This window comes from Burkholderia sp. AU4i (assembly GCF_000466765.1).
Classification (GTDB): Bacteria; Pseudomonadota; Gammaproteobacteria; order Burkholderiales; family Burkholderiaceae; genus Burkholderia; species Burkholderia cepacia.
The window spans coordinates 1-14,592 of sequence record NZ_ASSI01000018.1 but is presented as its reverse complement, the minus strand read 5'-3'; the positions used below and the strand labels follow the sequence as shown (position 1 = coordinate 14,592).

Genomic DNA, 14,592 nt, shown 5'->3' with positions numbered 1-14,592 from the left:
ATCACGCATGGCAACCCGCAAGACTTCCCGCGCGCCGCAACAGGCGTCGCTGTTCGACGATCCCGTGCCGGAAACGGCACCGGCCGATCTTCCGTCCCCGCCTTCCGAGCCGCCCGCGGCCGGGCGCAAGCCCGCCAAGAAAACCGCCGCATCGGCTGCGGCACCGGCGGCCCCGCAGCCTGCCGCCGCCAACGTTCCGCACCTCGCCGCGCAATTCGACGCGCTGCCTGCCGTCTGGCGCGACGTGCTGAAGCCCTTTACCGACAGCGACGCGTATGCGCCGCTGTGCCGCTTCGTCGACGACGAGCGTGCGGCCGGCAAGACGGTCTACCCGACCGACGTGTTCCGCGCGCTGCGCCTGACGAGCCCGGACGACGTGAAAGTCGTGATCCTCGGCCAGGATCCGTATCACGGCGACGATCGCGGCACGCCGCAGGCGCACGGGCTCGCGTTCTCGGTGCCGCCCGCCGTGCGCACGCCGCCGTCGCTGCGCAACATCTTCAAGGAAATCGCCGCGAACTTCGGTCATGACACGCCGCGCCACGGCTGCCTCGACACTTGGGCGCGCCAGGGCGTGCTGCTGCTCAACACGGTGCTGACGGTCGAGCGCGGCGCGGCCGCGAGCCATGCGAAGCGCGGCTGGGAGCAGTGCACGGACACGCTGATCCGCGAACTCGCCGGCCGCCATCGCGGGCTCGTGTTCATGCTGTGGGGCGCACACGCGCAGGCGAAGCGCGCACTGTTCGACGCAAGCGCGCATTGCGTGCTCGAGGCGCCGCATCCGTCGCCGCTGTCCGCGCACCGCGGTTTCCTCGGTTGCCGCCATTTCGCGCTCGCGAACGATTATCTGGTCGATGCCGGCCGCGAGCCAATCGACTGGCGCCTGCCGGAAGTCGCCGAAACGCTTGCGTAACGCGCTGCCGGTTCCTTCGAGCCGGCAAGCATGCAAAAACGCCGCGTCCCTTTCGGGAACGCGGCGTTTTTTTATCGGGCGATGCAGCGGGTGCGTCGCACCCGCTTCGGCCTTCCTTACGCGGCGGCGATCGCTTCGCGTGCGCTGGCGAGCGCGGCGCTCTGCGCGTCCGGCCCGAGGTTCAGGCCTTCAGCGTGAATGAAGTTCACGTCGGTCAGGCCGATGAAGCCGAGGAACGAGCGCAGGTACGGCGTCTGGCTGTCGTTCGGCGTACCCAGGTACTTGCCGCCGCGGGCCGTCACCACGTGAACCTTCTTGCCCTTGATCAGGCCTTCCGGACCGTTCTCGGTGTAGCGGAACGTGACGCCTGCACGGGCGATCCAGTCGAAATACGCCTTCAGTTGCGACGACACGCCGAAGTTGTACATGGGTGCGCCGATCACGATGATGTCGGCCGCTTGCAGTTCGGCGATCAGTGCATCGCTCTTCGCGACGATCGCATTCTGTTCCGCGGTGCGCTTGTCGGCCGGCGTGAAGAACGCGCCGAGCACCGATTCGTCGAGGTGCGGCAGCGCATCGGCCAGCAGGTCGCGAACCACGACCTTCGCGCCGGGGTTCGATTGTTGCAGCTTTGCCGTCAGTTCGTTGGCCAGCAGCGTGGATTGCGCACCTTGCGAACGCGCCGCGGAATTGATTTGCAGAATGGTCGTCATGTCAGGCTCCAGTAGGGTTGCGCTTCGGTAGCGCGAGTGACGCCATTGTGCGTGGCCGCATGACCGCGAAAAAGCGGGTTCAGGGCGACGGATTGTTGCAACAACAGAACAATCCTCGATCGCGCCCCGATACCCGCCTTCGTAGGCTCAGCCCTTCAGCCAGGCTTCCCGGGCCTTCGATACCGCCGCCGGCTTCGCGGCCGCCGTCAGCCGGTAGCGCGTGACTTCGGGGCCGTCGAGCTTCAGTTTCGCGGTGCGCAGCTCGTCGCGACGGAATGCGTGAACCTCGACCTTGTCGCCCGGCCGGTAGCGCGCGAGCAGCGCGTCGAGGTTGGTGCCCGTGACGCGCAGCCCGTCGACCGCGATCAGCGTGTCGCCGGCCGACAGCCCCGCGCGATGCGCGGCGCCGCCTTCGTAGACCGCCGCGAACGTGCAGTCCGCGCCGCCGCGCAGGCGTGCGCCGATCGTCGGTTTCGCGGCCGCGCCGTTCGCGACATCCGGCGTGAGCGTCACGCCGAACGGTGCGAGCAGCTCGGCGAGCGGCAGGTCGCGCGTGCCGTGCACGGCATCGGTGAACAGGCGGCCGAGCGCGACGCCCGTCGCTTCCTCGATCAGCGTCTCGACTTCGTTCTCCTCGACACCCGCCTGCTTGCCGCGGTAGAAATCGCGGCCGTAGCGCTGCCACAGCAGGCGCATCACGTCGTCGAGCGACTTCCGGTTGCGCGTCTGCGCGCGGATCGCGAGATCGAACGCGAGCGCGACCAGCGAACCCTTCGTGTAATAGCTGACGATCGCGTTGGTGGCATTCTCGTCCTGGCGGTAGTACTTGATCCAAGCGTCGAACGAGCTTTCCGCGACGCTTTGCTTGAGCCGGCCCGTGCCGCGCAGCACGCCGCCGACTGTGCGGCCGAGCGCCGCGAAATATTCGTCCTGCGACATCAGCCCGCTGCGCACCAGCATCAGGTCGTCGTAATACGACGTGAAGCCTTCGAACAGCCACAGCAGCGACGTGTAATTCTCGCGCGTCAGGTCGTACGGCACGAATGCCGCCGGCTTGATGCGCTTCACGTTCCAGGTATGGAAGTACTCGTGACTGCAGAGACCGAGGTACGTGCGATAGCCTTCCGTCGTTTCGGGCCGCCCCTTCACCGGCAGGTCGGTGCGGTTGCAGATCAGCGCGGTCGACGCGCGATGCTCGAGGCCGCCGTAACCGTCACTGACCGCAAGCGTCATGAACACGTAGCGGTCCATCGGCGCCTTCTTCGATTTCGGCTCGAACAACGCGATCTGTGCTTCGCACACGCGCTTCAGGTCGGCGCGCAGGCGCTCCATGTCGAGCTGCGTCACATGCCCCGCGATCACGATGTCGTGCGGCACGCCGTGCGCGTCGAACGTCGCCAGCGCGAATTCGCCGATCGTCACCGGATGATCGGAAAGCTCGTCGTAGTTCGACGCGCGGTACGCGCCGAACCCGTAGCGCTTCGTGCCGCGCGCCTCGGGCAACGCGGTGCCGACACGCCACGCGCGGAACGCCGCGCCGGCCGGCTTCCCGATGTCGACTTCACACGGCGCGTCCTCGCGGCCGGCAACGCTCAGAAACACGGCCGTCGCGTTGAAGAAGCCGCCCGATTCGTCGAGATACGCGGAGCGCACCGACAGGTCCCACGCGTACACGTCGTAACGCAGCGTCAGCGTGCCGTTCACGGGTGCGGCCTGCCACGTGTGCTTGTCGGTCTTTGCGATCCGCACCTTGCGGCCCGCGTCGTTGAATGCGCCGAGCGTCACGATGTTGCGCGCGAACTCGCGCACGAGGTAGCTGCCCGGAATCCACACCGGCAGCGAAAAGCGCTGGCCTTCGGGGTCGGGATCGGCGACCGTCACCGACACTTCGAACAGGTGCGCGGCAAGATCTTTCGGGACAATCGAATAGCGGATCGGCTGGGTCATCGTGGCAATCGGACGGTCGGATACGGCGGCGGAAACGAAGAGAGGCGCCGGCAGGTCACGCGGGCGCCCCTCGCTGGCCGGGCCATGCGGCCCGGCGGATGGTCGGTTACTTGCTCGACGCGAGCGCCTGGTTGAGCTGGTCGGCCGATACGGCGCCCGGCAGGCGGCGGCCGTCCGGCAGGAAGATCGTCGGCGTGCCCGTGACGTTCATCCCGCGGCCGAGCGCGAGGTTCTTGTCGAGTGCGGCGGTATCGCAGGTACCGGCGCCGGTCGGTGCGCGATGGTCGAGCATCCAGCTCTCCCACGTTTTCGCGCGGTCGGTCGCACACCAGATCGCCTTCGACTTCGCGGTCGAATCCGGCGACAGCACCGGGTACAGGAACGTGTAGACCGTTACGTTGTCGACCGACTGCAGCGTCGTCTCGAGCTTCTTGCAGTACGGGCAGTTCGGATCGGAGAACACCGCGATCTTGCGGGCGCCGTTGCCCTTGACGACCTTGATCGCATTCGCGAACGGCAGGCTCGCGAAGTCGATCTTGTTGATTTCGGACAGGCGGGCGTCGGTCAGATTCTTGTGCGTCTTGGTGTCGACGAGATCGCCGAGCAGCACGTAGTCGCCCGCCGCATCGCTATAGATGATCTGCGAGCCGAGGTTCACTTCGTACAGGCCCGCGACCGGCGATTTCGACACGCTCTTGATCGGCGCATCGTTGCCGAGGCGGGCCTGCAGCGTGGCTTTCAGCTTGTCGGTGGTCTGGTCGGCCTGCGCGGTGCAGCCAAGCGTCGCCATCGTGACAGCCAGCGCCAGCGACGCGATGCGGATCGTTTTTTTCATCGAAATCTTCCTTCAGCTCAATCGGTGTTCACGGCACAGTGTACGCCGTAACGGAACCGTGTCCGACCGGCGAAGCGGCCGAAGGTTCGATCAGCCGAGCGCGGCCGACACGAGCCAGCGCTTCACGAGCGGCTGCGCACCGACGAAAGCCATGCCCGCATTGCGCACGGCCTTCGCGAGCGAGCCCGGCACCGCGAACAGCCGCTGCAGGCCGTCGGTTGCGACCATCAGCGCGCGGATGTCCTCGCGGCGCGAACGCTCGTAGCGGCGCAGCAGCACCGTATCGCCGAGGTTGCGGAAGCTTTCCTTGCCGGCGATCGCATCGGCAAGCGCCGCCACATCGCGCAGGCCGAGGTTCATCCCCTGCCCCGCGAGCGGGTGGATCAGGTGCGCGGCATCGCCGACCAGCGCGACGCGCGGCGCGATCAGCTTGTCGACCGTCTGCAGCGCCAGCGGGAAGCCGGCGGCCGGCGTCACGCAGTCGAGCGCGCCGACCTGGCCATGAGACACGCGCTCGACCTCGGCCGCGAGCTGCGCCGGATCGAGTGCGAGCAATTCATCCGCATGTACGGTGTGCGCGGACCAGACGAGCGACACATGGCCGTCCGGCAGCGGCAGCAGCGCGACGATCTCGCCTTCGTGGAACCACTGGTAGGCCGTCTCGCGATGCGGCAGCGACGCCTTGAAGTTCGCAACGACTCCGGTTTGCCGGTAGTCGCGTCGTTCGACTTTGGCCCCCATTTGCGAGCGCACCCATGAATGCGCGCCGTCCGCGCCGACGACGAGATCCGCTTCCAGCACCTGCCCCGACGACAGCGTGAGCACGGCTGCGTCGTCGTGTACGTCGAAGCCCTGCGCGCGCGCCTCGAACCACGTGAGGTTCGGCTGGAACCGCAGCGCGGCGTCGAGCGACGCCTCGACCAGCGATGATTCGGCGATCCACGCGAGCTGCGGCACGGATGCCTGGTACGCGGAGAAATGCAGTTCCGCGTGCGCATCGCCGTACACGCGCATGTCGTAGACCGGTGCGAGGCGGCCATGGTCGAGCGCCTGCCAGACCCGCAGCCGCTCGAGCAACGCCTGCGAACTGGAAGACAGCGCGTAGACGCGCGTGTCGAATACGAGATCGGCGGGGCGCGGCGCGGCCGGCTGGGCGAGCAAGGCAGTCTTGTAGCCGGACTGGGTCAGCGCGAGCGCGGCAGTCTTGCCGACGAGCCCGCCGCCGACCACGGCGACGTCGAAGGAGTGGTGGGCAGTCATGGCGGGCATTATAGCCGCGGGGCCAAACCCTTACGCGGCCGGACTTTGCGGGAAATCAGCAGAATCGCAGGCGGCCGATGCAGCGCGGCGGCCCGCCGCATCGGCCGTTCGGCGCCGGCCCGCAATCCGGGGGCGCCGGCACGGTACAATAGCGTCTTTGACCGTCGGCCCGCCGCGCCCCAAGCGCCGGCCGCCCTTTTTTCCCGCGCCGCCGTGCCCTGTCCGGCCGCGCCGCCTTACCCGTCCGAAGGATTCCATGAGTCTCAAATGCGGCATCGTCGGCTTGCCCAACGTCGGCAAGTCCACCCTGTTCAATGCGCTGACCAAGGCCGGCATCGCCGCCGAGAACTACCCGTTCTGCACGATCGAGCCGAACGTCGGCATCGTCGAAGTGCCCGATACGCGCCTGAAGGCACTCTCCGAGATCGTCAAGCCGGAGCGTGTCGTGCCGGCCGTCGTCGAGTTCGTCGACATCGCGGGCCTCGTCGCAGGCGCGAGCAAGGGTGAAGGCCTCGGCAACCAGTTCCTCGCCAACATTCGCGAAACCGATGCAATCACGCACGTCGTGCGCTGCTTCGAGGACGAGAACGTCATTCACGTCGCCGGCAAGGTCAGCCCGATCGACGACATCGAAGTGATCAATACCGAACTCGCGCTCGCCGACCTCGGCACCGTCGAGAAGGCGCTCACGCGCTATTCGAAGGCCGCGAAGTCGGGCAACGACAAGGAAGCGGCGAAGCTCGTCGCGGTGCTCGAGAAGGTGCGCGCGCAGCTCGACCAGGGCAAGGCCGTGCGCGGCCTAGCGCTGTCGGACGACGAAGAGGCGCTGCTCAAGCCGTTCTGCCTGATCACCGCGAAGCCGGCCATGTACGTGGCCAATGTGAAGGACGACGGTTTCGAGAACAACGCGCACCTGGATGCCGTGCGCAAGTACGCGGAAAGCGAGAATGCGCCGGTGGTCGCCGTGTGCGCGGCGATCGAGGCGGAAATCGCCGATCTCGACGATGCCGACAAGGAAGCATTCCTTGCCGACATGGGCATGGAAGAACCGGGCCTCGACCGCGTGATCCGCGCGGGCTTCAAGCTGCTCGGCCTGCAGACCTACTTCACCGCGGGCGTGAAGGAAGTGCGCGCGTGGACGATCCATATCGGCGATACGGCGCCGCAGGCTGCCGGCGTGATCCACACCGACTTCGAGCGCGGCTTCATCCGCGCGCAGACGATCGCGTTCGACGACTTCATCACGTACAAGGGTGAACAGGGCGCGAAGGAAGCCGGCAAGATGCGCGCCGAAGGGAAGGAATATGTCGTGCACGACGGCGACGTGATGAACTTCCTGTTCAACGTCTGAGCGTTACATCGAGATCTCAATGAAAAGCCCGCTGCAGCGGGCTTTTCATTTTCCGGGCGAGCGGCCCGTTGTGTCATTGCATCGTGCGACTCGAGATACGCTCAAGACGACTGCGCGGATGGTATCTCGACCAGACGAACTGACTGAAATAGCTCTCCGCCACTTCCGTCCACGTTCTGAGCCCGTCGTCTTCCTGCATAACTTGCTTGGCATTGACCAGCAACCACGACATCACGGCCTGGCTGTCTCGACACTTCGCACATTCTCCTGATGTGCAGCAGCGCGCTAGCGTATGCATGTCTGCACGATACGCGTTGAATTTGGGCAACGCGGGCCACCCCGACGTGAAGCGCGTGGCGTTCTGCGGATGAGCCTCGCTGACGCTCGGGCAACTAGTATGGTCGAATGTCCCCCATGCGGTCTCCCCGCGCATGAGAGCAGCCAGATAATACGGATGGCTCGCCACTGTTTCCGGATATTTCGCCTTCAATTCGAGCAACACATCCAGGAGCTGCTCCTCACCACGTCGGCGAAGCGGGCCGGCAACGTCGTATGGACTGTAGTAGTTGAACAGCAGTCGATTTCCGTTATCTTGAATCTTGCGCACCGTATCTTCGATATAGGCAATTCCGTCGATCGACACCGCATAGACGAAACCCGCCCGCTCGTCATTGCGATAGTTGAGTAGCGCCTTGTCAAACAAGCCCGCGAAACGCTTCCCATTCGGACCGATCGCGCGCAGTTCGTCATCGAGCGGCCCGCCACCGAATACAGAGATCGCGATGGTGATATCTTCGAAGCCCTCGATTGGAATGCGCCGAAGGCCGTTTGTCGAGACGGACACCTTCGGCATGTGTTTCCGGAATATTCTTATCCGGTCGAGATGCAACGCAGGCTCGCCGCCGATCAGCAATAGTGCGTTGACCCCCGCGCCCGGCCTCGTCCTTCACGCGCGCCTCAAGACGCGACGTATCGTTTAACTCATCCGATGCGACGTCGAATTCGTTTTCGAAGAACCAGCACCCCTTGCATCGCAAGTTGCATCGATTCGTGAGATGGTAAAGCGATGCGCGCGTTTCCCTCGCTTCGTTTCTGACTGCTTTGAAGCGCGCCTTCATATCTTTTGAATCGTCCATCTTGGTCTCCTGATACGAGGATGCAAGCTCGCCTGAACGTCAACCCCGCAATCCTCTGATGAGTTCCGGCCACAACGACGAATACTGGCGACGAAACATGCCGACGTGACCGATTGCTCGGCCATCGCAGTTTTCCGGACTGATGAAATGGATATTGCTTTTGGCCCGCGGCAACCATCGCAGCCAGTCTTCGATGTTGGCCGGTGTCGCGAGTGGGTCGTCGGTCGCAGCAACTACCGTGACGGGAGCGGAGAATTCGTTGTAGTGGTGCTGCGTAACGCCGACCCCGAACTCGTTCGCCATATATCCGGGGCGGCGGCACCATCGGGCCCACTGAAGCCCGACGCGTGCCGGCAAATCGTCGCCCCAACCGAGCACCCTCGCAGGCACATAGCCGAGTAGGCGTGCGGTAACCGGAACATAGAGATTCGCCAGCAACAACGCAGCGATTCGCTTCGGCCACCGGATGTTGCCGACGTATCCGGATGACGCGGAAATCGCGCATAACGAACGGATCGACGCGTGATTCGGCATCAGTCCGACCAGTTGCCCGCCCGCACTGTGACCGATCAGGTGAGCTTCGCTCGCGCCGGTTTCACGAAGAAGCCAGTCAAGCGCGGCGGGCATGTCGAGCTGGCCCCAGTCCTGTTTGCGTGCGCGCGACTGGCGAACATGGCGCATGCCGAGCGACGCCCCCATCCCCCGGTAATCGAATACGAATACTGGATACCCGATTGCATTCAGCCAATCCGAGAATGGAAAATAAAAGGATTGGCGAACGCCCGTCGCGGGGCAAATGAGAACGGGAAAGCAAGTGGCCGAGGCCACCGGAAAATACGTGCCCTTCAACGGAAATCCATCGCGGGCATGAAATGCAACGCATACACGAGATAACGGCGGCCGGTTCATCGCTCGGGTCCCGATACGATAATCGCGCAAAGATGTGCCCGGCATTCCGGAACGAACATACGGCCCGATTTCTGAATTTGGTCGTGTAAAAAAGGATTCAAAATCGATTCGCCCATCGATTCACCCCGTTTATCGAAGTGATCAATGTATTAATTTCTTGCCGCCAGTAAAATCAGACGAGTTCGATTTTTGACCACAAATTTCAATGCCGCATGCTGTTACCGAACAACTCGCGTCGACTCCGGAAAGCGGTACCCGTTTGTCCCGAAAAGCAAATGGCCCGACCGGCTTTCGCCGATCGGGCCATTTTTCACGCCGGTAATCTCCTCACCAGCCGACGGCAAACACTCGGTCCGCCGCCGCTTCGTCGTCACCTCACATCGCCGACACCCGCCGCCCCGCGCTCGCCTGCGCATCGCGGCCGCGCTTGTTCAGCCACGATGCCAGCAGCACGATCAGCGCCAGCACGGCCGTCGCACCCACTTCCATCCTGTGATCCTCGCTCACGAGCATCACGGTCAGCGTGCCGCAGATGAACAGGATCACCAGCCACGTGAGCCAGGGGAACAGCCACATCCGCAGCGTCAGGTCGGCGCCGGTCGCTTCGAGCGTCTTGCGCATCCGCAGCTGCGAGATCGCGATCACGAGATACACGAGCAGCGCGATCGCGCCCGACGTCGCCAGCAGGAAGCCGAAGACCTGTTCCGGCATCAGGTAGTTCGCGATCACGGTCAGGAAACCGAATGCGGTCGATGCGAGCACGGCCGCGCGCGGCGTGCCGGTCGAATCCGTGCGGTGCAGAAACGCGGGCGCGTCCTTGCGCTTCGACAGCGAGAACAGCATCCGCGACGCGGTGTACAGCGCCGAATTCAGGCAGCTCGCGACCGACACGAGCACGATCACGTCGATGATCGCCTTCGCGTTCGGGATGCCGATCAGCTCCATCGCGCGCTGATACGAACCGTGCTTCGGCAGCAGCGGATCGTTCCACGGCACGATGGCCGCGACGATCAGGATCGAGCCGAGATAGAACAGCGTGATGCGCCAGATCACCGAATTGGTCGCGCGCACGATCTGGCGTTGCGGGTTGTCCGATTCGGCGGCCGCGATCGTCACGATCTCCGTACCGAGGAACGAGAACATCGTCGTCAGCATCGCCGCGAGCACCGCACCGGCACCGTGCGGCATGAAGCCGCCGTGCACGAACAGGTTCGATACGCCCGACACGGCAGGCGCGGGAATGATGCCGACGATCGCCGCGCCGCCGATGCACAGGAACACCACGATCGCGACGACCTTGATCAGCGCGAACCAGAATTCGAATTCGCCGTAGTTCTTGACCGAGAAGAGGTTGGTCACCGTCAGCACCAGCGTGATGCCGAGCGCGAAGACCCAGGTTGCAACGCCGGGGAACCACGCATTGAGGATGGTCGCGGCGGCGGTCGCCTCGATCGGGATCACGAGCACCCAGAACCACCAGTACAGCCAGCCGATCGAGAAACCGGCCCAGTGGCCGATCGCGCGATCGGCATAGGTGGAGAACGAACCGCTGTCCGGATGCGCGACGGCCATCTCGCCGAGCATGCGCATCACCAGCACGACCAGCACGCCCGCGATCGCATACGCGAGGATCGACGCCGGGCCGGCTTCCGCGATCGCGTGGCCGGAGCCGACGAACAGGCCCGCGCCGATCACGCCGGCAATCGACATCATCGTCACGTGCCGCTGCTTCAGGCCCGTACCGAGGCCTGTGTTGCTTCCACTCATCTGTCTCTCTCCAAAAAACGGTTCCGGTATGGCCGGGTATCGCGTGAAGGCAGCAGGGGGAGTTGTCGTTCTTGAATCCGGCTGCGAGCGCGCGTGCATCGCACGCGGGCATGCGGCCGGATGGGACCGTTCGGATCGGCGCGCCGCGCAGTCTGCGAAGCTGCGGGTGCGATGCGGCGCGCGGTGCGCCGACGCATCGCGTGCGTCGTTTCCGTCGGCTTTCGTCAGCTGCCTTCGAAGCGAAGGAGTGTAAGCACCAAACGGTTCTTCACTAAGAACCAATTGAAGAATTTCGATGGAACCACTCGTTGCATCGACATCGATCGATGCAACGCTTGTACCCGTTCGTGCCGGCGCGCGAGCCGCGCCGAAAGCGCCCGGCGACGCCGGGCGGCAGGCCGCAATCGGCGTGTCAGTTCGCGCCGTGCGCCCTCTCGTCGCGCCATTTGGCGGGGACAACGGCCTGCCATTCTCGCAGAAGCAGTTTTTTCACGGCGTCGGGACGGGCCGCCGACAGCCGCACCAGCACGATGGGCCAGCCGACGTAGTGATCCGTCACGTAATACACGTCCGGTTCCGATTCGATCAGCCACGCGCGCTCGTCGGGGCCGACACCTTTCACGACGAGCGTGTCGCCGTCCTCGCGCAGCCGCGCGAGCATCTTGCCCCTCACCTTGAGCGCAGGCGTGCCGTACGACGTACCTTCCTCGACGCCGCGCCATGCCAACGCGATCTGGCGGACTTCGTCGAATGTCATGAGGCCTCCCGGCTGCACTTCTTCGGTTCACGATCCGGCCACCCTACCGGAATTCGCGACGGGACGTCGCGGGACGTGCGCCTATCCGCGCGCCGCACGTGCGGCCACCGGCGCACGCCCCGTCGTCGCGACGATCGCGAAGGCGATCGCATTCGCGGCGGCGCTGGCCAGGATCGGCACGAGATAGCCGCCGCCCGCGTCGTAGATGAAACCGGCCGCGGCCGGCCCGATCAGCGTGCCGAATGCGACGCTCGTATAAAGCACGCCGATGATCCCGCTCACGTTGCGCCCGCCGAAGTAGTCCATCACGACCGCCGGCAGCACGGCGACCCAGCCGCCGTAGAACACGCCGAACACGAGCGCGAACGCGGCAAGCGTCGCGACGGTGCCGGCACCGGCCCACGCGACGAGCGCGACGGCCATGCCCGCGAACATCGCGAGCAGCGACGCACGGCGTCCGAAGCGGTCGGCGAGGCCGCCGAGGAAGAAGCGGCCGGCCGTGCTGCCGACGCCGATCGCGCCGAGCAGCAGCACGGCCGTCGACGGCGCGACGCCATGATCGAGCGCGTACGGCACGAGGTGAACGAACGGAACGAACACGCCGAACGAGCAGGCGAGGCATGCGGCGTACAGGCTCGCGAACGGCCGCGACATGACGGCTTCGCGCACCGTCGCGCCGGCAGGCGCCGAAGCGGCGACCGGCTGACGCCTCGCGGCGGCGGCGGACACCGAGGCCCCCGCACCGTGCCCGGTGACGTGCGCCCCGCCGCCGGGCTCATGCGCAGCCTCCCCGTCCGGCAGCAGCCCCCGCCCGCGCGGGTCGTTCTCGATCAGCAGCGACATCCCCGCGCCGATCACGACCGCGATCACGGCCAGCGTGAAATACGCGCCGCGCCAACCGACCTGCGCGATCAGCGTGGACGCGAGCGGCGGCATCACCAGCGTGCCGACACCGATGCCCGCGACCGCGAGCCCCGATGCGAAGCCGCGCCGGCGTACGAACCAGCGCTGCACGGCGCCGACCGCCGGTACGTATGCGCAGCCGACGCCGAAACCGACACCGAGCCCATACGCGACATAGACCTGCAGCAGCGTGTGCGCGGCGCCTGCAGCCGCGAGCCCGGCGGCCGTCAGCAACATCCCGGCGACGGCGAGCCGCCGTGAACCGAAGCGGTCGGCCAGCGGCCCGCTGACGATGCCGAAACCGAAATACAGGAAGCCGGCGAGCGAGAACACGAGCGAGATCTGGCCGCGCGACGCGGCGAAATCCCGCTGCAGCGACTCGACGAACGCACTGAACGTATAGGCGTTGCCGAACCCCACGAACGTGACGGCGAACGCGGCCGCGACCACGTACCAGCCATAGAAGAAATGGCGCGATGCGCCCGGGCGGTTCATGACGATGCTCCTCTCAGGTCCCGCCGGACACCGCGCGGCGTCCGGTTTGCCTCGTGGATATAGTTGAACTATGTTGATCGCATTGGCTGCCGCAATGCAGCCACATAGCACGCAATCGGATGCGACAACGGTACTCGTGCACACGCGCCGCCTCAAACGATATTTCATCGGTCATTCGCTTTAGAAAAACTCAATGAATCGTTCCCGCCTGCCGCCGCTCAACGCGCTGCGTGCATTCGAAGCAGCCGCCCGCCACCTGTCGGTGAAATCGGCGGCCGAGGAGCTGTCGGTCACGCCCGGCGCGGTGAGCCAGATGATCCGCACGCTCGAGACGCACCTCGGCGTGCAGCTGTTCGAGCGCGTCAACCGCGGCATCCTGTTGACGGCCGCCGGCCGCGACTACCTGCCGCCGGTGCGCAATGCGTTCCGGCAGATCGCCGACGCGTCGCAGCGCGTGTCGGGCGCCGCCGACAGCGGCGTGCTGACGGTGAGCGTCACCCCTTTCTTCGCATCCGCGTGGCTCGTCCCGCGCCTCGCGCAATTCCGGCACGCGTGCCCTGACGTCGACCTGCAGGTCGTCACGAGCCACGCGCTCGCGAATTTTTCGCGCGACGGCGTCGACGTTGCAATCCGTCATGGCCTCGGGCGCTACATCGGCCTGTGCAGCGAGCGCCTGCTGACGGTGGAGATCGTCGCGCTCGCATCGCCCGACCTCGTCGCGCGGCTCGGCATGCCGGCGACGCCCGCCGATCTGGTCGGCTGGCCGCAGTTGCACGACGCCGAGCGCAAGGGCTGGCACATCTGGTTCGGCGCGCAGCGGATCGACGATATCGGCCCGCCGCGCGGCCCCGCGTTCGACGACTCGGGCCTGTTGCTGCAGGCGATCGTCGCCGGCCAGGGCGCCGGGCTGCTGCCGGCCGCGATGGTGCGTGGCGAGCTGGCAAGCGGCCGGCTCGTGCAGCTCGCCGACGTCGCATGGCTCGACGATTTCGCGTACTACCTCGTCTATCCGCCGCATCACGCCGAGCGGCCGAAGGTCGCCGCTTTTCGCCGGTGGATCCTCGAGGCCGCGCAGGCCGACGGCGCGGCCTCGATGTCGGGCGCGGCGTAGCGTCACGCCGCCGCGCGGCGCCGGCACCGGGCGGGCACCGATCCGCTAACATGCGGCGCGGGCCATCCGCCCGACATCGATAACAACAAACCGACCGGGAGAGACCATGCCAGCCCTGTTCTGCCGCGCGACACGCATCGCGGCACTGTCCGCCGTCTTCTTCGTCGCCTGCGCCGCGTTGCCCCAACCCGCACACGCGTACCGCGCATCGCCCGGCTACGGCAACGAAGCCGATCTCGACCGTCACGACACGTATCGCAACCGCGACGGCGAAACCGTGCACGCACCCGCGCATTCGAAATCGGGCCGCGTGCCCGAAGGCGCGAGCGCGCGCTGCCGCGACGGCACCTACAGCTTCAGCCGCCATCGGCGCGGCACGTGCTCGGGGCACGGCGGCGTCGCCGCGTGGCTGTGAGCGCGGCCCCGGCCAAAAGGCCAGGTGTCGCGCCAGCGGCGGCCGGCGGCGAAGTACAATAGCCGCTCGCGCCGCCGACA

At 65.9% G+C, this 14,592-nt stretch carries 14 protein-coding genes; 4 read left to right on the top strand and 10 right to left on the bottom strand.

What is annotated here, in order from left to right:
- The first annotated feature begins 7 nt into the window (after positions 1-7).
- Positions 8-913 carry a uracil-DNA glycosylase gene (locus L810_RS03365; protein WP_021156969.1) on the top strand — a complete coding sequence of 302 codons (906 nt, stop codon included), beginning with the start codon at positions 8-10 and terminating at the stop codon, positions 911-913.
- A 116-nt stretch (positions 914-1,029) separates the two neighbouring features.
- Here the strand turns inward: L810_RS03365 and L810_RS03360 are convergent, their stop codons facing one another.
- The 4 genes from L810_RS03360 to L810_RS03345 all read right to left on the bottom strand — a co-directional run bounded on the left by L810_RS03360 (position 1,030) and on the right by L810_RS03345 (position 5,677).
- Positions 1,030-1,626, bottom strand: a complete 597-nt coding sequence (locus tag L810_RS03360) for an FMN-dependent NADH-azoreductase (RefSeq protein ID WP_021156968.1) — start codon at positions 1,624-1,626, stop codon at positions 1,030-1,032.
- A gap of 147 nt (positions 1,627-1,773) precedes the next feature.
- Positions 1,774-3,573, bottom strand: coding sequence for a M61 family metallopeptidase (locus L810_RS03355; protein WP_021156967.1), 1,800 nt, complete (start codon positions 3,571-3,573; stop codon positions 1,774-1,776).
- A 106-nt stretch (positions 3,574-3,679) separates the two neighbouring features.
- A complete protein-coding gene (locus L810_RS03350) occupies positions 3,680-4,408 on the bottom strand; it encodes a DsbC family protein (protein WP_021156966.1) in 729 nt (242 codons plus the stop codon).
- 90 nt (positions 4,409-4,498) lie between these two features.
- On the bottom strand, positions 4,499-5,677 hold the full coding sequence (locus L810_RS03345) for a UbiH/UbiF family hydroxylase (RefSeq protein WP_021156965.1): 1,179 nt from the start codon (positions 5,675-5,677) through the stop codon (positions 4,499-4,501).
- Between the two features lie 247 nt (positions 5,678-5,924).
- Between L810_RS03345 and ychF the strand changes: the two genes are divergently transcribed.
- Positions 5,925-7,019, top strand: a complete 1,095-nt coding sequence (gene ychF, locus L810_RS03340; RefSeq protein ID WP_021156964.1) for a redox-regulated ATPase YchF — start codon at positions 5,925-5,927, stop codon at positions 7,017-7,019.
- 73 nt (positions 7,020-7,092) lie between these two features.
- Here the strand turns inward: ychF and L810_RS03335 are convergent, their stop codons facing one another.
- From L810_RS03335 to L810_RS03315, 5 genes are all read right to left on the bottom strand, one after another.
- Positions 7,093-7,872 (bottom strand): radical SAM protein, encoded by a 780-nt coding sequence (locus L810_RS03335; protein ID WP_230951907.1) that lies wholly within the window; start codon positions 7,870-7,872, stop codon positions 7,093-7,095.
- A 322-nt stretch (positions 7,873-8,194) separates the two neighbouring features.
- Complete coding sequence (locus L810_RS03330; RefSeq protein ID WP_063800693.1) at positions 8,195-9,004, bottom strand: alpha/beta hydrolase family protein; 810 nt, start codon at positions 9,002-9,004, stop codon at positions 8,195-8,197.
- 435 nt (positions 9,005-9,439) lie between these two features.
- On the bottom strand, positions 9,440-10,831 hold the full coding sequence (gene gabP / locus L810_RS03325) for a GABA permease (protein ID WP_021156961.1): 1,392 nt from the start codon (positions 10,829-10,831) through the stop codon (positions 9,440-9,442).
- A gap of 412 nt (positions 10,832-11,243) precedes the next feature.
- Complete coding sequence (locus tag L810_RS03320) at positions 11,244-11,588, bottom strand: MmcQ/YjbR family DNA-binding protein (RefSeq protein WP_021156959.1); 345 nt, start codon at positions 11,586-11,588, stop codon at positions 11,244-11,246.
- An 81-nt stretch (positions 11,589-11,669) separates the two neighbouring features.
- Positions 11,670-12,986, bottom strand: coding sequence for an MFS transporter (locus L810_RS03315; RefSeq protein ID WP_021156958.1), 1,317 nt, complete (start codon positions 12,984-12,986; stop codon positions 11,670-11,672).
- 193 nt (positions 12,987-13,179) lie between these two features.
- Here L810_RS03315 and gcvA point away from each other — a divergent pair, with 193 nt between their 5' ends.
- Together gcvA and L810_RS03305 are read left to right on the top strand one after the other, a co-directional pair.
- Positions 13,180-14,097, top strand: coding sequence for a transcriptional regulator GcvA (gene gcvA / locus L810_RS03310; RefSeq protein WP_021156956.1), 918 nt, complete (start codon positions 13,180-13,182; stop codon positions 14,095-14,097).
- A gap of 106 nt (positions 14,098-14,203) precedes the next feature.
- Complete coding sequence (locus L810_RS03305) at positions 14,204-14,512, top strand: DUF3761 domain-containing protein (protein WP_021156955.1); 309 nt, start codon at positions 14,204-14,206, stop codon at positions 14,510-14,512.
- Here L810_RS03305 and L810_RS49720 read toward each other — a convergent pair.
- A partial coding sequence (locus tag L810_RS49720; RefSeq protein ID WP_373453090.1) for an MYXO-CTERM sorting domain-containing protein occupies positions 14,454-14,592 on the bottom strand: 139 nt, incomplete at its 5' end. The two genes, L810_RS03305 and L810_RS49720, sit on opposite strands and share 59 nt — an antisense overlap.